Annotated in this window: 14 protein-coding genes and 2 pseudogenes; 10 read left to right on the forward strand and 6 right to left on the reverse strand. The window is 70.3% G+C overall.

Features of this window, described 5'->3' with window-relative positions:
- Window positions 1–143 precede the first annotated feature (143 nt).
- Window positions 144–1475 (forward strand): hemolysin family protein, encoded by a 1332-nt coding sequence (locus ACZ7H1_RS29405; protein ID WP_470790824.1) that lies wholly within the window; start codon window positions 144–146, stop codon window positions 1473–1475.
- A complete protein-coding gene (locus ACZ7H1_RS29410) occupies window positions 1472–2497 on the forward strand; it encodes a hemolysin family protein (protein ID WP_470790825.1) in 1026 nt (341 codons plus the stop codon). Before ACZ7H1_RS29405 ends, ACZ7H1_RS29410 begins: the two co-directional genes overlap by 4 nt.
- A 100-nt stretch (window positions 2498–2597) precedes the next feature.
- Here ACZ7H1_RS29410 and ACZ7H1_RS29415 read toward each other — a convergent pair whose 3' ends face one another.
- The 3 genes from ACZ7H1_RS29415 to ACZ7H1_RS29425 form a co-directional block, all read right to left on the reverse strand.
- Window positions 2598–2789 (reverse strand): hypothetical protein, encoded by a 192-nt coding sequence (locus ACZ7H1_RS29415; protein ID WP_470790826.1) that lies wholly within the window; start codon window positions 2787–2789, stop codon window positions 2598–2600.
- A 273-nt stretch (window positions 2790–3062) separates the two neighbouring features.
- Complete coding sequence (locus ACZ7H1_RS29420) at window positions 3063–3431, reverse strand: hypothetical protein (RefSeq protein ID WP_470790827.1); 369 nt, start codon at window positions 3429–3431, stop codon at window positions 3063–3065.
- Window positions 3377–4870 carry a hypothetical protein gene (locus ACZ7H1_RS29425; RefSeq protein WP_470790828.1) on the reverse strand — a complete coding sequence of 498 codons (1494 nt, stop codon included), beginning with the start codon at window positions 4868–4870 and terminating at the stop codon, window positions 3377–3379. Before ACZ7H1_RS29425 ends, ACZ7H1_RS29420 begins: the two co-directional genes overlap by 55 nt.
- Window positions 4871–4963: 93 nt before the next feature.
- Here ACZ7H1_RS29425 and ACZ7H1_RS29430 point away from each other — a divergent pair.
- Both ACZ7H1_RS29430 and ACZ7H1_RS29435 read left to right on the forward strand, forming a co-directional pair.
- Window positions 4964–5131 (forward strand): annotated as a pseudogene (locus tag ACZ7H1_RS29430) (pirin family protein); the annotation flags it as partial.
- A gap of 586 nt (window positions 5132–5717) precedes the next feature.
- Window positions 5718–6539, forward strand: a complete 822-nt coding sequence (locus ACZ7H1_RS29435; protein WP_470790829.1) for a hypothetical protein — start codon at window positions 5718–5720, stop codon at window positions 6537–6539.
- Between the two features lie 14 nt (window positions 6540–6553).
- Here ACZ7H1_RS29435 and ACZ7H1_RS29440 read toward each other — a convergent pair whose 3' ends face one another.
- From ACZ7H1_RS29440 to ACZ7H1_RS29450, 3 genes and pseudogenes are all read right to left on the reverse strand, one after another.
- Window positions 6554–7207: a CBS domain-containing protein gene (locus tag ACZ7H1_RS29440; RefSeq protein WP_470790830.1), complete on the reverse strand. Its 654-nt coding sequence runs from the start codon at window positions 7205–7207 to the stop codon at window positions 6554–6556.
- 244 nt (window positions 7208–7451) lie between these two features.
- Entirely contained in the window at window positions 7452–8141 is a 690-nt protein-coding gene (locus ACZ7H1_RS29445) for an MBL fold metallo-hydrolase RNA specificity domain-containing protein (protein ID WP_470790831.1), read from the reverse strand.
- 74 nt (window positions 8142–8215) lie between these two features.
- Window positions 8216–8434 (reverse strand): annotated as a pseudogene (locus tag ACZ7H1_RS29450) (MBL fold metallo-hydrolase); the annotation flags it as partial.
- A 182-nt stretch (window positions 8435–8616) separates the two neighbouring features.
- On the opposite strand from ACZ7H1_RS29450, the gene ACZ7H1_RS29455 reads away from it, so the two are divergent.
- The 6 genes from ACZ7H1_RS29455 (at window position 8617) to ACZ7H1_RS29480 (ending at window position 16440) form a co-directional block, all read left to right on the forward strand.
- Window positions 8617–9297, forward strand: a complete 681-nt coding sequence (locus tag ACZ7H1_RS29455; protein ID WP_470790832.1) for a helix-turn-helix domain-containing protein — start codon at window positions 8617–8619, stop codon at window positions 9295–9297.
- Window positions 9294–10052: an HAD family hydrolase gene (locus ACZ7H1_RS29460; RefSeq protein WP_470790833.1), complete on the forward strand. Its 759-nt coding sequence runs from the start codon at window positions 9294–9296 to the stop codon at window positions 10050–10052. The genes ACZ7H1_RS29455 and ACZ7H1_RS29460 overlap by 4 nt, the downstream gene beginning before the upstream one ends.
- Window positions 10049–12454 carry a glycoside hydrolase family 65 protein gene (locus tag ACZ7H1_RS29465; protein WP_470790834.1) on the forward strand — a complete coding sequence of 802 codons (2406 nt, stop codon included), beginning with the start codon at window positions 10049–10051 and terminating at the stop codon, window positions 12452–12454. The genes ACZ7H1_RS29460 and ACZ7H1_RS29465 overlap by 4 nt, the downstream gene beginning before the upstream one ends.
- Before the next feature lie 281 nt (window positions 12455–12735).
- Window positions 12736–15183, forward strand: a complete 2448-nt coding sequence (gene ppsA, locus ACZ7H1_RS29470; protein WP_470790835.1) for a phosphoenolpyruvate synthase — start codon at window positions 12736–12738, stop codon at window positions 15181–15183.
- A gap of 60 nt (window positions 15184–15243) precedes the next feature.
- On the forward strand, window positions 15244–15747 hold the full coding sequence (locus tag ACZ7H1_RS29475; protein WP_470790836.1) for a flavodoxin domain-containing protein: 504 nt from the start codon (window positions 15244–15246) through the stop codon (window positions 15745–15747).
- A 36-nt stretch (window positions 15748–15783) separates the two neighbouring features.
- Entirely contained in the window at window positions 15784–16440 is a 657-nt protein-coding gene (locus ACZ7H1_RS29480; RefSeq protein WP_470790837.1) for an Rv1733c family protein, read from the forward strand.
- Window positions 16441–16504 lie beyond the last annotated feature (64 nt).

Raw genomic sequence — 16504 nt, forward strand, 5'->3', positions numbered from 1 at the left:
GGATACTGAACCGCCCCTGGCGTGGACCGCGCCAGTCCGCCTGAGTGAAGAAGGAGCAGCAGACCCGCAATGGGTGAACCTCCCAGTACGAGCCGTGCCACGCCTTGCCCGCTGATTGTTGAGCCGGGAGCGGAGGTGGCACGGTGACCGAAGTCCTGCTGCTGCTTCTCGCTCTGGCGCTGACGCTGGCGTGCGCGGTGTTCGTCGCCGCCGAGTTCTCGCTGACCACCGTCGAGCGCAGTGAGCTCGAACGTGCCGCCGCGGCCGGCGAGCGGGGCGCCGAGAGTGCCCTGAAGGCCGCCAAGCGACTGACCTTCCAGCTGTCCGGGGCCCAGCTGGGCATCACGGTGACCTCGCTGGTGATCGGCATGCTGGCCGAGCCGTCCGTTTCCGCGCTGCTGCGCGGACCTCTGGAGGCCCTCGGCCTGTCCTCCGGGGCGGTGTCCACCACGGCGACGCTGCTGGGCGTCGCGCTCTCGACCGTCGTGCTGATGGTCGTCGGCGAGCTGGTGCCGAAGAACTGGGCGATCTCGCGCCCGCTGGCCGTCGCGAAGGTCGTCGCCGGCCCGCAGCGCGCCTTCACCGCCGCTTTCGGCCCCCTGATCCGGCATCTCAACAACACCGCGAACCGCCTGGTGCGCCGCTTCGGGCTGGAGCCGGCCGAGGAGCTGGCCTCGGCCCGTACGCCGGAGGAGCTCGTGGCTCTCGTCCGGCACTCGGCCCGCCAGGGAGCCATCGAGGCGGACTCGGCCGAACTGTTCGTGAAGTCCCTGCACCTGGCCGAGCTGACCGCGGAGAACGTGATGACCCCCCGCGTCGATGTCCAGGCCTTGGAGGCCCACGCCACCGCGGCCGACGCGGCGAACCTGACGCTGGCCACCGGCGTCTCCCGCTTCCCCGTCTACCGCGACACCCTCGACGAGGTCATCGGCACCCTCCACATCCGCGACGTCCTCGCACTGGAGGAGGAGCAGCGGGTCAAGACCCCGGTCACGGACCTGATGACCTCGGCTCTCCTCGTGCCGCACTCACTTCCCGTGGACACCCTGCTCGGGCGGCTGCGCAAGGCCCGAACCATGGCCGTGATCATCGACGAGTACGGCGGCACCGCCGGTGTCGCCACCGTCGAGGACATCGTGGAAGAGGTCGTCGGTGAAGTCCGCGACGAGCACGACCCGATAGAGGTCCCCGACCTCATCGAAAGCCCCGAGCAGGACGGCCGCCAGGTCTGGGAGGCCGACGGCAGTGTCCGCCTCGACGAACTGGAAGAGATCGGCTTCGACGTGCCCGAGGGCCCGTACGAGACCCTCGCAGGCCTGATCGCCACCCAGCTCGAACGCATCCCCGCCGAAGGCGACACCATCACCGTCGACGGCTGGGAAATCACCGTGCTCGACATAGAGCACCACCGCGCGGACCGGGTCACGATCGCCGCACCCGCCGTCCCCGCAACCGATACGGAGGGAGCCCGATGACCGCGGTCCAGCTGCTGATCGGCGCCTTCACCCTGATCACCAACGCCTTCTTCGTCGGCGCCGAGTTCGCCCTGATCTCGGTGCGCCGCAGTCAGATCGAACCGGCCGCCCTCAAGGGCAACCGGCGGGCCAAGACGACGCTGTGGGGGCTCGAGCACCTCTCGGCGATGATGGCGACCGCCCAGCTCGGCATCACCGTCTCCTCCCTGGTCCTGGGCGCGGTTGCGGAGCCGGCCATCGCCCACCTGCTTGAACCGCCCTTCCACGCCATAGGCGTGCCCGATGGGCTGATCCACCCGATCGCCTTCGTCATCGCGCTCACCCTGGCGACTTACCTCCACATGCTCGTCGGCGAGATGGTGCCGAAGAACATCGCCCTCGCCGCCCCGGCCCCCACCGCGCTGCTTCTCGGGCCACCGCTGGTCGCCCTCACCCGGGCGCTGCGGCCGTTCGTCTTCGGCATCAACGCCTTCGCCAATGCGCTGCTGCGGCTGCTGAAGGTGGAGCCCAAGGACGAGGTCGGCTCCGTGTTCACCGACGACGAACTCGCCCGCCTGGTCAAGGACTCGTCCGCGGCCGGTCTCCTCGGCCCCGAGGACGGCGAGCGCCTCCAGGACGCCCTGGAGCTCGGCACCCGGCCGGTCGGCGAGGTGATGGTGCCCCTGGAGCGCGTGGCGACCGTCGGCCACGACATCACCCCGCGACAGTTGGAGCGCACGGCCTCGCACCACGGCTTCTCGCGCCTTCCGGTCACCGGACCGGGCGAGGAGATCCTGGGCTACCTGCACATCAAGGACGCCCTCGGTGCCCCCGAGCGCGACCAGCCCTTCGCGCGTGCGTCGCTGCACCCGATCACCAAGGTCGCGCTCGACACCCCGCTGGACGACACCATGACCGCGATGCGCGCGGCGGGTACCCACCTCGCGGCCGTCACCGGCAGCAAGGGCACCGTCCTCGGCTTCGTCACCATGGAAGACCTCCTCGAAGAGCTCGTCGGCGCGGCCCACGACCCCGGCGCCTGACCCCACCTCCGCAATGCCTCGATGGCCGGCCCACTCCACGGGCCGGCCACCAGCATGTCGACTGCCGGTCCATGACCGGGCCGCCCTCTCCAGGAGGGCTCTACAGACGAGCGGCCGCGAAACCGACGAGGAGGACGGCGGTCACTACGATGCCGATGAGCCCGGCCCAGCCTCCCACCAGCGCGCACGCCGCCACGACGGTGAAGGCTCCGAGCATGAGTGCGCCGAACTTCCACGCGGACAGGCCGCGGTCGTCGTCAGCAGTGACTTGCTTCATCTTCGTCCAGTTCACCGTGGACACGGTAGCCAGTACGGTCGGCGCTGGCTTTGTCCGGGCCCGCTTCTCGCAGCCCGGGCCAGCTGCAGCGGTCACAGTTCGCCAAGCGTCTTCCTCTGTCATGGGCACGAATCGGAGTCGATACGAACCCTCGACAGCTGCACGTCGCTCCCACCCCGAGTTTTCGCGCGGCGAGCCGATGGAGGCGCTGCGCATCTGATCTGGAGCCTATCGGTGCCATCCAGCTCGGGGTGGGGGCTGTGACAATCGCGGCGGCGACGCAGCCGGTCAGCGCTCGTGGTGGGGGAGATCGTCCTCGCGGACCGCGAGGTACGTCTCCGCCGTCGCGGCTTCGAGGAGGCCGGGGTCTTCGTCGAGGTCGAGACGAGGGTCGCTCTGGGGGTGCAGCAGCTCCTGCCAAGGGAGGTCCCGTCCGTGCTCGAAGGCGGCACGAACCCGGGGCTCGATCCGGGCCCGCTCTTCCTCCTGGCGCTCGCGGAAGACACGCCGCTGGGTCTGGCGCCGGCGCTCGTACGCTTCCTCGCTGGCGGGCTCGTCGGACCGAAGGTCCTCGGCACGCATACCGGGGGTGCGCTCGGCGATCAGCTGGTCTTCGTAGTGGAGCTGGGCACAGGCGGCGAAGAGCTGCCGGGACATGCCCAGGCGCAGTTCGGTGCCGGAACGCGGTACGCGAGGAAGTCGTCGAGGCCGAGGGCCCGGGCATGCCCCCGGCGACCGGGCTGGTCGCTGTCGGAGGTCTCAGCACGGACAGCGTTGCGCATCGCGCGGGCACGCGAGTCGTGCTCCAGAGGGGTTGTCACCCCGCGGGGGCCGCGGCGTCGGCTCGTTTGGTCGGCGGGCAGGGCCACGGTCTTCAGCCGCGAAGGCCGCGCGCCGCTGAGCGCGAGGTACACCAGCATCTGGGCGCGGGCCGTGCCCATCAGGGCGTCGTTGCTGTCGCCGAGATGGTCCTCCGGAGACCCCGGCGGCTGGGGCGAAGCGGGGCCCGCGGCGGGCTGAAGCGGTTCCTTGCCGGGGTGGTGGTCGTGGTCGACGGTGAGGAACAGGTCGCCCTGGGGCTGGACGCTGGCCCCGACGAGGATCCGCCGGTGGGCGTACTCGTGGAGGATCTTGGTGCCGCCCTGGAGCTGCTTCCAGCCCTCCCAGAGCCGGGGGCTGCGGGCGTTGCCCCCCTTGGCCTCGATCATCCAGTACAGGTTTTCATCCTCATGCAGGCCCCACAGGTCCGGCAGTTTCGCGGCCGGGCTGCGGAACTTGTCGCGGAGGGTGGGGATGGGGGCCGCCGTCCTCGATGTGCAGGTCTTGCGGTGCTTGAGGCGGTCGTACTTCTTGGTTGTCTGGTTGACCTGCTCGGTGACGCGATAGACGTCGTCGGCCACGATGTTGTTGACGTTGACCGCAGCAGCCTCGCCATTGCGCAGGCCGCAGCCGCTCATGAGTTCCACTACGAGTCGGAACAGGTCGTCCCCGGCGCTGCGCAGGGACTGAAGCTGCGCCGGGGAGGGGATAACGGCACGCTTAGCGTCGTATTGAGGCGGCTTGACGCCCACGAGGGGGTTGTCGTCGAAGAGGCCGAGGCGATGCGCGTCGAGGAGTATCGACTTCAGCTTGTCGTACGCATTGGACTGCGCGGCCAGGCCGGCGCCGTTGCGTTCCATGGTGCGGATGAAGCCGTCGACGACCTTGTGGTCGAAGGTGCTCATCCGACGGCTGCCGAGCGTCGGGAGGATGTGGTGCTCGAGCAGGGACTCCAGGGTGCGGAGCGAGGACTCGGCGAGGTCGCGCTGGCCGGCCTTCCACTCCGCGGTGTACTCGCGGAACTGCATCGCGCCGTACTTCTGGATGCGGTCGGCCTTGCTCCCGTTCCGGGGAGCGGCCTTCTTCTCCTGGTAGACCGCGGTGAGGCGGGCGATCGCCTTCTCCTGGGTGGAGAAGCCGGCCTCCTCGGTCTGCTTCCCGGCCGCGTTGCGGTAACGGAGCGTGTAGTCGTGTGGGCACTTCGACCAGCGGGACTGCGGGTGCTCGCAGTCCTTGTAGAAGGTGCCCATGCCGTGGGGCAGAGACTTCGTTGCCATGCGGTGCGGGACTCCTGGGGCGCCAATGCTGACCTTTTGCTGACCCCAGAGGTTCCAATCCATTCCTGACCTGCACGAAGATGGATATCTCGTGTTACGTTCTGGAACTGGATTGGCCGCTCCCACGAGGATATCGCACAGGCCCGCGAGGACTGGATGAATGGGACCAAATTCGGCCAGGTGAAGGGGTATGACGGCCCTCCACTTCTGGCTCCTGACCTGCCCCCGACCCACCTCAAACCACGCGGACGACTGCGCTGACCTGCGATAACTTGAGAGAGGCGGCCCTGTGGGGCGAGGGTCAGGCGCCTTCCGGTTACTGAAGTCTCGGCGCTTCCGATCGCGCCCCGCGCTTGCCCTTCGACGGTGCGGGGCCTTCCCCCTCTGTGGGCGTCCGTGGGTGGGTGTATGTCTACGAATGCTGACCCAATGCTGACTTCCTGACGCTGCGTCAGGTGAGGCTTCGTGCAGGTACAGACGTCGAAGAGGCTTCGTCGGCGATCCGCGCTTGTCTGGAAGTTGTTCCCGGCTACGTGCCGGTCGGGGTGCCTACTGCGCTTCGCAAGGTCCGGACCGAGAGTCTGATCGCCGGGGTGCTACCGCTTGCAGGAAGCGGACAACCCCTGCAGCGGTCGTCGCAGCGGCGTCCGCCGTACAGTCTCGGCGAGGTGGGCTTCCGGGAGGCAGGGCGATGAACGGCGCTGCCGTAAGAGTGTCCGCGGGGCCAGTAGTTCGCGCAGTGCTCCCACCACCTCGTGGGGGTGGCTGACGTCATCGTGGAGGAGGCGGGTCTGGACGAGGCGTTCCTAGATCTGTACCGCAACGGCAAGGCGGCGGGGGCGGCGCTGTGAAGACGCGGTGGCCCCTGCTGTGGCTGGCACTGCACCGGCGTCGGCGGATGCTGATGGCCCTGGTGGTGGGGATGGTCGTCTTCGAGACGCTGATCGTGGTGGTGGCGAACACGATCGCGCCGGGGCAACTGTTCTCTGTGGGCGGGAAGGGCACGCCGTCGGCGTACCGGGCGTTCAGCGGGTCGGGCGGAGAAGTCTCGATCGCCAGCTATCCGGGGCTGCTCGGGGCCGGGCTGGTGCATCCCTTCTGGATCGCCATGCAGCTGACCGCGATCGGTGCCCTGGCCGCGGCGGCGGTGGCGGCCGACCTGGAATCCGGGACGATCGAGCTGATCATGGTGCGCCCCGTGACCCGCAATCGGCTGCTCGCGGAGCGGACGGCCGCCGTGCTGATCGCCGCCCTCGCCCTGAATGCCGCGGCGACACTGACGGTGGCGGCAGGCGTCTGGCTGTCGCCGGACATCCACCGGGACGTGCCGCTCAGCGGTGTCTTCGCCGCCGGGCTGATGGGGTGCGGCTTCGCTCTGTGCCTGGCCGGACCGGCTCTGGCCGTGTCCGCATGGGGGATCCGACGCGCCCAGGTGATCGGTGCCCCGATCGCGATCGGGGCGGTCGGCTTCGTGCTGAACGTCATCGCGCCGGCCTGGTCCAAGGCGGCGCCCCTGCGGTTCATCAGTCCCTTCCCCTACTACACACCGGGTGACGCACTGGCGCAGGGCCACGTGCTGTGGCCGCAGTTGGGTGTTCTGCTCGGGGTCGGAGTGGTGGGGCTCGTCCTGGGCCACACGTTGCTGATGAAGCGGGACCTGGCCCCCTAGCGCAGGGACAGCGGTCAGGGGGATGCGGGGCCTTCGAGTCGGGAGTGCACACCGACCACGCCTTCGACAGCCCGGGCGAGGCGCGTGGCCACGGGGATGAGGTGGGGGTCGCGGATCCTTCCCCCCAGGATGACGACGCCGTGCGTCACGTCGACCGTGATGTCACGGTGCGAGAGCGGGAAGAGACGCTCGACGACCTCGCGACGGACCTCGGCGGCCAGGTCGTCGTCGGAGCGGAGGAAGACCTTGAGGAGGTCGGCGCGGCTGACGATGCCGAGGAGAGTGCCGTCGGCATCCACGACCGGGAGGCGCTTGATGCGGCGGTCGGCCATCAGGCGGGCCGCCCGGGGGAGCGTGGCGTCGGGGCGGATGGTGACGGCGGGGCTCGTCATCAGCTGCTCGGCGCGGACCGATCCGGCCTTCGCGGTGTCGCCGAGGCGGCGCATCTGCTCGATGAGGCTCGGTCCGTGTTCGTGGAACTCCTCCTTGGTGAGCAGATCGGCCTCGGAGACGACGCCGACGACATGACCTTCCCCCTCGATGACCGGGACGGCAGTGACCTTCCAGCGCTCCATCGCGGTGGCGATCTCCTTGAAATCGGCGGCGGGAGTGACGGTCACGACGGTCTTCGTCATGACGTCGTTGACGGTGTACGGGGTGGAGGTCATGGCTGGTCCTCAGCGGGCGTGGGCAGGGCGGGTGGTGACGGCGCCGTTCTCGCCCGGAAGCAGACGGCCCGCCGCCGTTCCGTGAAGCTGCGGGTTCCGGCGGGGATGTCCACGTGGTGGGCGTGGGCGGAGAGTGTTCATGGTGATCATGGTGTGCCTCCAGCCCTCCCCCTTCAGGCTCGCGCCGGTCCTTGGAGTACGGGAGGGCCTCGCGGTACCTACCGCCTGGCCCGTACGGCCCATGTCAGCGGACCAGTACGGCCTCGCCGGGCTTGGGTACAACGGCCGTCCAGCCCAGCTCACGGTCTATGCGGTCCCGGAGGGTCTCGGCGGCGGTCTCCTCGCCGTGGACCAGGTAGGTGGTGTGCGGTGCGGGTGCGCCCCGCAGCCAGTCGATGATCTGGTCGGCGTCGGCGTCGGCGTCGGCGTCGGCGTGGGCGGAGAAATGGGGTACGTCGGCCACCTCGGCGCGTACGGGGATGTACTCGCCGAACATCTTCAGGGCGCGGGCGCCGTCGACGAGGTCACGAGCACGCGTTCCGGCGGCGGCGAAACCGACGATGACGACGGCGTTGCGGGGATCGGGTAGGAGCCGGTGGAGGTGGTGCAGGACCCGGCCGCCGGTGGCCATGCCGGCGGAGGCCACGATGACCGGGGGCCCTGTGGCGTTGTTGATGTCGATGGATTCCTGGACGGTACGGGCGGCCGGGAAGGGCTCCGGGCTGAACGCCGCTTCGCCCTGGGCCAGGATCTCGGGCCGGATTTCGGGGGAGCGGGCGCGCAGGGTGTCGCGGTAGACGTCCAGGGCGGCCAGGGCCATGGGGCTGTCGACGTAGACGGGTACGTCCCCGGGCAGCGTGCCGTCGCGGCGCAGTTCGGCCAGCTCGTGCAGGACGACCTCGGTCCGGCGAGCCGGGCGGTGGGCGCGGTGCACAGGATCGGGCCGCGGAAGCCGTGCCGGACCAGACGCGGCAGATAGCCGCAGTGGTCCAGGTGAGCATGGGTGATGACCACGGCGCGGAGGTCGGAGGCATCGAATCCGGGCTTCTCCCAGTTGCGACGGCTCAGGTCCGCGAAACCCTGGAAGAGCCCGCGGTCGACCAGGATGCGGGCGTGGTCGCTCTCGATGAGGAACTTGCTGAGGGTGACCGTGCGTACCGCACCGAGCAACCGCAGGAGGGCGGGTCTGGGCAGGGCGGTGGCGGAGCGCGGGGCTGTCTCGGACACGACAGGCCCTCCCTTCGGTCAGGGGATCCGGTTCTCACCATCGCACCGCGTGTGGGGGACGGCAGGGGGCCGACAGGACCCGGCAGGGGACCGACCGGCCCATGCGCGGCCGGTCGAGTCCGGTTCAGCCTGACGGTGATACCTCCGAAACCCGGCCGTGACACCGGGAGGATGTGAAGACGATGAGCAGAACCCGACACGGGCAGGGCGCCGCGGAGGCGCCGGCCGGACGCACCGACCTCGGGCGGCGGATCGCCATGCGCCGTGAGGAACTCGGCCTCACCCGGGACCAACTGGGTGAGCGCTGCGGGGCCGACGGCGCGTACATCGCCTACCTCGAGGAACACGCGGCAGCGCCGGCGATCGGCTCCCTCGTTCGACTCGCCGACGCGCTGGGGACGACAACCGCGGATCTCTCCGGCGCGACGACGGAGTACCCGCCCGGCAGAGGAACGGCCGCGCTGGACGCCGAGCTGGTCGAGCTGTCCGACGGCGAGTGCCGGCGGCTGCTGTCCACGCACGGGGTCGGCAGGATCGCAGTCTTCACCCCGGACGGTCCGGCGATCTTCCCGGTCAATTACGTCGTGGCGGGCCGCGACATCGCCTTCAGGACCTCGGGTGACGCGGTGCTCGCGCGGGCCGCCGGGACGGAGGTGGCCTTCGAGGTCGACCACATCGACGACGTCACGCGCCTGGGCTGGAGCGTCATGGCCGTGGGCGAGGCAGAAGGCGTCACCGATGCGGAGGAACTCGGCCGGCTCGATGCCGTCGCGTACTCCCTGCCCTGGGCCGGCGGTCCGCGGACCCACTGGATGAAGGTCGCCGCGATCCGGACCACCGGGCGCCGGGTGATCCGGCAGTGAGCCCGATTCGAGCCGTCGTCCTGGACACCGACGGGGTCCTCCTCGACTCCGCCGCGCTGCACGCAGCCGCGTGGAAGTCCGCTTTCGACGGCTGCCTCGACGCCTGGGCGGCCGGCACCGACCACCCGGCCCAGCCGCCCTTCGACGCCGAGCGGGAGTACCGGGAACTGGTGGACGGGAAACCCCGTGTCGACGGCGCTCTCGCCTTTCTGACCGCCCGCGGCATCGAGCTGCCGCCGGGCAACGCCGCGGATCCGCCGGGATGCGGTACGGCATGGGCGGTCGCTGCCCGAAAGGAGCGGGCCTTCACGGAAGCGCTCCAGACCGTAGCCATGGAGGCGTTCTCGGAAGTCCGTCCCGCACTCGAAGCGCTGCGCGCCCAGGGGATGCGGTGCGCCGCGGTATCGGCATCCAGACATGCCCGCCCTTTGCTGGAATTCGCCGCGATCGCCCCTCTCGTCGACGTGCTCGTGGACGGCACGGATGCCGACCGGCTGACCCTGGCGGGCAAGCCGGACCCCGCCCTGTTCCTGGAAGCGGTACGCCGGCTGCACGTGGACCCCGTCGACGCGGCGATGGTCGAAGACGCTCTGGCCGGGGTGGAGGCAGGCCGACGCGGTCACTTCGGCCTGGTGATCGGCCTCGACCGGTCCGGCGGCACGTCCGCCGCAGCGACCTTGCGGGCTCGCGGCGCGGATGTCGTGCTCCCCGACCTCACCGCCGTCGTTGACACGGTTGTCGGAGAGCTGCCGTGAACACCGCGTGGACCTGGACTTTCGACCGCTACGACCCGAAGGCCGAGCGGGCGGTCGAGGCCCTGTGCACCCTCGGCAACGGCCGGTTCGCCACGCGCGGAGCCGCCCCCGAATCACCCGCCGACGCCGTGCACTATCCCGGCACCTACGCGGCGGGCTGCTACAACTGGCTCCCCTCGCAGGTTGCCGGCAAGCAGGTCGGCAACGAGGACATGGTCAACCTCCCCGACTGGACCCGGGTGCGCTACCGCTGCCTGCCGGACGACGGGACGGCGGGGGAGTGGCTCTCTCCCGACGACCCGAGCCTGCGTCACCACCACACCGTCCTGGACCTGAACGCGGGGACCCTCACCCGTCGCATGCTGTTCCAGGACGGCCACGGCCGACGGCTCGGCGTCACCCACACCCGGCTGGTGCACATGGCGGACCCTTACCTCGCCGCCCAGCAGAGCACCTTCCACGCGTACGGATGGCGCGGAACCATCGAGATCCAGTCCGTTCTCGACGGTGACGTCACCAATGCCGGCGTCGCGCGGTACCGGGCCCTGGACGGGCGCCACCTCACCGGCCACCGTGCCGGCGCCGGAGCGGACGGCGTCGCCTGGCTCTCCTGCGAAACGACATCGTTCCGCATCCGTATCGGTATCGCGGTGCGCACGTCCTCCCGGCCCCTGGCCGCCGCCGTGACCTTGAGCTGCACGAAGGCGGCGACGGCGCAGACGTTCCGGTTGCCGATCTCCCGCGGTCACCCCGTCGTCGTCCTCAAGTCCGCAGCCTTCTACAGCTCACTGGACCGGCCCGTGGGCGATCCGCTCACGTCCGCGGTCGAACACGTCACGCACGCACCGGACTTCGCGACCGCGCTCGCCGGTCACAAGGCCGCCTGGGAAGACCTGTGGAGCCGAGGCGAAGTAAAGGTGCCCGGGGAGGCCGGCCGGATCCTGCGCCTCCACGCCTTCCACATCCTGCAGACCCTCTCCCCGCACACGGCGGAGCTCGACGCCGGCGTACCCGCCAGAGGCCTGCACGGAGAGGCGTACCGCGGCCACGTCTTCTGGGACGAGCTGTTCGTCACCCCCTACCTCACCCTGCACCTCCCCGAGGTGGCACGCGCCGTGCTCATGTACCGCCACCGACGCCTCCCCGCAGCCCGTGCCGCAGCGCAGCGGGCCGGGCGGCCGGGCGCGATGTTCCCCTGGCAGAGCGCAAGCTCGGGGCATGAGGAAACGCAGACGCTGCACCTCAATCCGCGCTCCGGCCGCTGGCTGCCGGACCACTCCCGCCTCCAGCGCCATGTGGGCTCCGCGATCGCCTGGAACGTCTGGCGATATGCGCAGACCACCGGTGACACCGGCTTCCTGTACGGCCCCGGCGCCGAACTGATCCTGAGCATCGCCCGCTACTGGGGAGCGGTCGCCGACTACGACACCGACCGGGAGCGCTACCGGATCCGCGGGGTCGTGGGCCCGGACGAGTACCACGACGCCTATCCCGGGGCCGCGACTCCCGGTATCGACGACAACGCCTACACGAACGTGACCGCCGCATGGGTGCTGGCCCGAGGACTCGAGCTGGCCGCAGAGCTGCCGCGGACGCGAAGGCGCCAACTTGAGCAGCAACTGGGCCTCGACACAGAGGTGCTGAACCGCTGGGAGGACGTCTCACGCCGCCTTCACATCCCCTCGCACGGCAACGTCATCAGCCAGTTCGAGGGCTACGGCGATCTGGCCGAGCTGGACTGGGACGCCTATCGCGCGCGGTACACGGACATCCGCCGCCTCGACCGGATCCTGGAGTCCGAGGACGACACGGTCAACCGCTACCAGGCGTCGAAGCAGGCCGACACCCTCATGCTGGGCTACCTCTTCCGCCCCGACGAGCTGCACGATGTCTTCGCCCGGCTCGGCTACAGGCTGGACGATGACCTCTGGCGGGCGACCGTCGCGTACTACTTGCAGCGCACGAGCCACGGTTCGACGCTCAGCACTCTCGTCCACGGCTGGGTCCTGTCCCGCCACAAGGGGCCCGACGCCTGGCGGTACTGCGAGGAAGCCCTGCTCGGCGACGTGATGGACATCCAGGGCGGCACCACTGGCGAAGGCATCCACCTCGGAGCCATGGCCGGCACCCTCGACCTCATCGAACGGGGCATCGTGGGACTGGAGGTCGGCCCGGACGGACTGCGCATCGAACCCGTCCCGCTCCGGGAGGTACCGCGCTGCTCCTTCACCGTCGACTGCCTGGGTCACCGAGGCATTCGCATCCGGTTCGTCCCGGGCAGACTGGGTATCGCGGTGCCCCTCTCCCGAACGGCGCCGCCCCTTCCCCTGCGCCTGCCCCGTGGCGTGGCTGCGGACCTGCCCGCGGGTCGGCAGAGGTGGTTCCGCATGGAAGCCGGCTGATCAGTGGACACCGTTAAGGCCCGGCCCCCCATGGGCAGGTCGGCCCCACCGAGGTACGGACCGGTCGGCCCTCGCTGCTGTCCCACTCGGCACTGCGGCACGGCCACCTCCCGGCGTGATCGTGGAATCCGGAGGCCGTTCCGGGCTCCGTTTCCCGAAGAGGTGGCCACGATGCAGCGCATCCGGATCCAGCCCCGCCAGAAGCAGCTCCCCAAGCCCGCGCCGCTGGACCTCCGCACGCCGTCCGGCCGCCCGCTCCCGTACTGAGTCCGGAGGTCGTCATGGCAAGCACACGGCGCGTCATCCCGTTCGCGGCACTCGGCCGGCTGGACGTCGGCAGCGTCGGGGGCAAGAACGCCTCCTTGGGCGAGATGACCGCCCACCTGGCCGATGCCGGCGTGCGCGTTCCCCCGGGGTTCGCCACGACGGCCGGCGCGTACGGAGAGCTGCTCGACGGGCACGGACTGCGCGGGCGGATCGAGGAGCAGATCGGGCGCCTGCGCGACGGCGCCGCGCTCGACGAGGTCGGGGCCGCGATCCGGTCGATGACCCTCGCCGAACCGCTGCCCCCAGGACTGCGGGCCGAGATCGTCTCCGCGTACGAGCAGCTGGGGCGCGACGAAGGACGTGCGGACCCGGAAGTCGCCGTACGCAGCAGCGCCACCGCCGAGGACCTGCCGGAGGCCAGCTTCGCAGGCCAACAGGAGACGTACCTGAACGTGCGCGGCACCGCCCGGCTGCTGGAGTCGGTGCACCGCTGCTACGCGTCCCTCTACACCGACCGCGCCATCGACTACCGGGAGCGGATGGGCTTCGACCACCTTCAGGTCGCCCTCTCCGTCGGCGTCCAGACCATGGTCCGCTCGGATCTTGCCGGCGCCGGCGTGATCTTCACCCTCGACCCCGAGAGCGGATTCCCCGAGGTAATCGTCATCAGCGCGGCGTTCGGGCTCGGTGAGACAGTCGTCAGCGGGCAGGTCGACCCCGACGAGTACACCGTCTTCAAGCCCGGCCTGAAGGACCCGGAGTTGGACCCGCTGATCGACGTGCGCGTCGGAGCGAAGCGGCGGAAGGCGGTCTACGCGGAGCAGGGACTGACCCGGACCGTCGAGACGACCATCGAGGAGCGCTCGCGGAGGGTCCTGACCGACGCCGAGGTCCGGCTCCTCGCCGACTGGGCGCTGACCGTCGAAGGGCACTACGGCTGCCCCATGGACCTGGAATGGGCCAAGGACGGCCTCACCGGGGACCTGTGGATCGTGCAGGCCCGGCCCGAGACCGTACAGTCCCGCCGCACAGCCTCCACCCTGCGCCGCTGCCGCCTGACGGCCACGGCCGGTACACCCCTCGTGGACGGCAGCGCCGTCGGCGAAGCCATTGGCAGCGGACCGGTCGTCGTTCTGGACACTCCCGTCGACCTCGACCGCTTCCCGTCCGGCGGGGTGCTCGTCACCGGCATCACCGACCCGGACTGGGAGCCGATCATGAAGCGGGCCTCCGCCATCGTCACCGACCACGGCGGCCGCACCTCGCACGCAGCGATTGTCAGCCGCGAACTCGGCGTCCCCGCCGTCGTCGGCACCGGCCGGGCGACACAGACCCTGCACGACGGACAGAAGGTCACCGTCTCCTGCGCCGAAGGCGGACGCGGCAAGGTCTACGACGGGCTGCTCGCCTACGAGGAGACCGAGACCGACCTCGCCGGCATCCCTGCCACCCGGACGCGCGTCATGCTCAACCTCGCCGACCCCTCCGCCGCCTTCCGGTGGTGGCGGCTGCCGGCCGATGGCGTCGGACTGGCACGCCTGGAGTTCATCGTGGCGCACCAGGTCAAGGTCCACCCCATGGCCCTGCTGCACCCCGAACGCCTCGAACCCGCCGATCGCTGCGCAGTCGACCAGCTCACCGAGGGATACCTCGACCGCACCCGCTACTTCACCGACCGCCTCGTGTACGGCATCGCCCGGATCGCCGCCTCCCGGTGGCCCGCCCCCGTCGTCGTACGGACCAGCGACTTCAAGACCAACGAGTACGCACGCCTCCTCGGCGGCCGGCCGTTCGAACCGGTCGAGGCCAACCCGATGATCGGCTGGCGGGGTGCGAGCCGCTATTACAGCGACGGATACCGGGAGGGCTTCGCCCTCGAATGCCGGGCCCTGCGTCGGGTCCGCGACGAGATGGGCCTGGCCAACGTCATCATCATGATCCCCTTCTGCCGCACCCTCGAGGAGGCCGACCGGGTCCTGGACGTCATGGCCGAGGAAGGCCTCAGGCGCGGGGAGAACGGGCTGAAGGTCTACGTCATGGCGGAGATTCCCGCCAACGTCATCCTGGCCGAGGACTTCGCCGAACGCTTCGACGGCTTCTCCATCGGCAGTAACGACCTCACCCAGCTCACCCTGGGCGTCGACCGCGACTCCGAAGCCCTCGCCCACGTCTTCGACGAGACCAACCCGGCCGTCACCCGGAGCATCCAGAGCCTCGTCCCGCGCGCACAGTCCGCCGGCCGCCCGGTAGGACTGTGCGGCCAGCGCCCCAGCGACGACCCCGCATTCACCGAGTTCCTGGTCAAGACCGGCATCGACTCCATCTCCGTCGCCCCGGACGGCTTCGCCGCGGTCAAGCAGCACGTGGCCGCCGCCGAACTGGCCCGGTACGGGGAGGGCCGAACGGCCCCATCCGGGACCCGATGGCCCCAAGCGGAGCAGCGGTCCCCCTCACGACAGTGAAGGAAGACACCACGTGAAGGCGCTCAAGCGCGCCACAACAGAGAGCAACGGAGAGTCGCCATGACTTCCAAGCGCGTCCTGGTCGCCTACGGAACCAAGCACGGTGCGACCGCCGGAATCGCATCCGAGATCGGCAGGACCCTGCGTGAGGACGGCCTCGACGCCGTCGTGATCCCCGCCGACGACGTGGACGACGTGCGCGGGTACGACGCCGTGGTACTCGGAGGCGCCCTGTACGCCGGACACTGGAGCGGTAAGGCCAAGCGCTGCGCCGAACGCAACGAGCAGCTCCTCAAGCACCGCCCGGTCTACCTGTTCAGCAGCGGCCCCGTCGACAGTTCCGCCGAGCAGCGCGACATCGCGCCGGTGCCGGCGGTGGCCCGGGAGATCGAGCGCCTCGGCGCACGCGAGCACGTCACCTTCGGCGGCAGCATCACCTCCGGTACGCCCGGGTTCATCGCTCGGGCCATGGTCCGGGCGGGCAAGGGCGGAGATTTCCGCAATCCCGAGCGGATCCGGACGTGGGCGCACCACATCAGCGCCGAACTCGCCGCTCCCCGCTGAGCGGCCGGGCAGGATCAGAGCGCACGGGGGTGAGCGATGTCCGAGGCCGCCACGCCCGGAGACGGGCCCACGCAATCGCGTCCGGCGAGAGCCGGCCGGGTGCGTCGGCTGTTCGATGCGCGTTCGAACGGGCTGCGTCGGCCGGTCGACCGGACCCGGCGCCGCTGGAACGTCGTCTTCGTACTGTCCTTCCTGATCGCCTTGCTCTGCGGCGTCGTCGTCACGACGGCCGTCTGGGACTCCGAAAGCCGGACCGCCAGGGAAACGGCCCGCCACCGGCACCAGATTGAGGCGACGACGGTCGGTTCCGCGGAGCGCGCGGTCTCCAACCGCTCAGGCGGCACCTCGCGGGTGGTTGCACCAGCCATCTGGGAGTACCCGGCCGCTCACCAGCACTCTGACACGATCTCCGTCCCGTTCGGCACTCCGGCAGATCGGACGGTCGCGATCTGGGTCGATGACGCGGGCAGGGAAGCGCAGGCGCCTTCGCCCGAAGCTCAACGCGCGCTCACGGCGGCAGCGGCGGGAGCCGGAGCTTTCGCACTGCTCGCCCTTGCCTCGGGAGCAGTGATCCGTCTTCGCCTCCACCTCGCCGAGACCCGCAGTCTGGCCCGGTGGGAGCATGAGTGGGAGGCCGTGGAGCCACGCTGGTCCGGCAGGCTCCGGCGCGAACAGGGGCCCGGCGATGACTGAGGCAGGCACCCGGCCCCCATCCCCGGCGGGCGGGTTGCCCCCGAGCCCCGACCCCCTCGAACCG

Source organism: Streptomyces sp. NPDC037401, assembly GCF_055602345.1.

Bases quoted from the DNA above. Each gene is read 5' to 3' on its own strand.
- ACZ7H1_RS29410 (WP_470790825.1), top strand. From the start codon at position 1,472: ATGACCGCGGTCCAGCTGCTGATCGGCGCCTTCACCCTGATCACCAAC.
- ACZ7H1_RS29440 (WP_470790830.1), bottom strand. From the start codon at position 7,207: ATGACCTCCACCCCGTACACCGTCAACGACGTCATGACGAAGACCGTC.
- ACZ7H1_RS29475 (WP_470790836.1), top strand. From the start codon at position 15,244: ATGACTTCCAAGCGCGTCCTGGTCGCCTACGGAACCAAGCACGGTGCG.
- ACZ7H1_RS29425 (WP_470790828.1), bottom strand. From the start codon at position 4,870: ATGGCAACGAAGTCTCTGCCCCACGGCATGGGCACCTTCTACAAGGAC.
- ACZ7H1_RS29455 (WP_470790832.1), top strand. From the start codon at position 8,617: ATGAGCAGAACCCGACACGGGCAGGGCGCCGCGGAGGCGCCGGCCGGA.
- ppsA (WP_470790835.1), top strand. From the start codon at position 12,736: ATGGCAAGCACACGGCGCGTCATCCCGTTCGCGGCACTCGGCCGGCTG.
- ACZ7H1_RS29480 (WP_470790837.1), top strand. From the start codon at position 15,784: ATGTCCGAGGCCGCCACGCCCGGAGACGGGCCCACGCAATCGCGTCCG.
- ACZ7H1_RS29420 (WP_470790827.1), bottom strand. From the start codon at position 3,431: ATGTCCCGGCAGCTCTTCGCCGCCTGTGCCCAGCTCCACTACGAAGAC.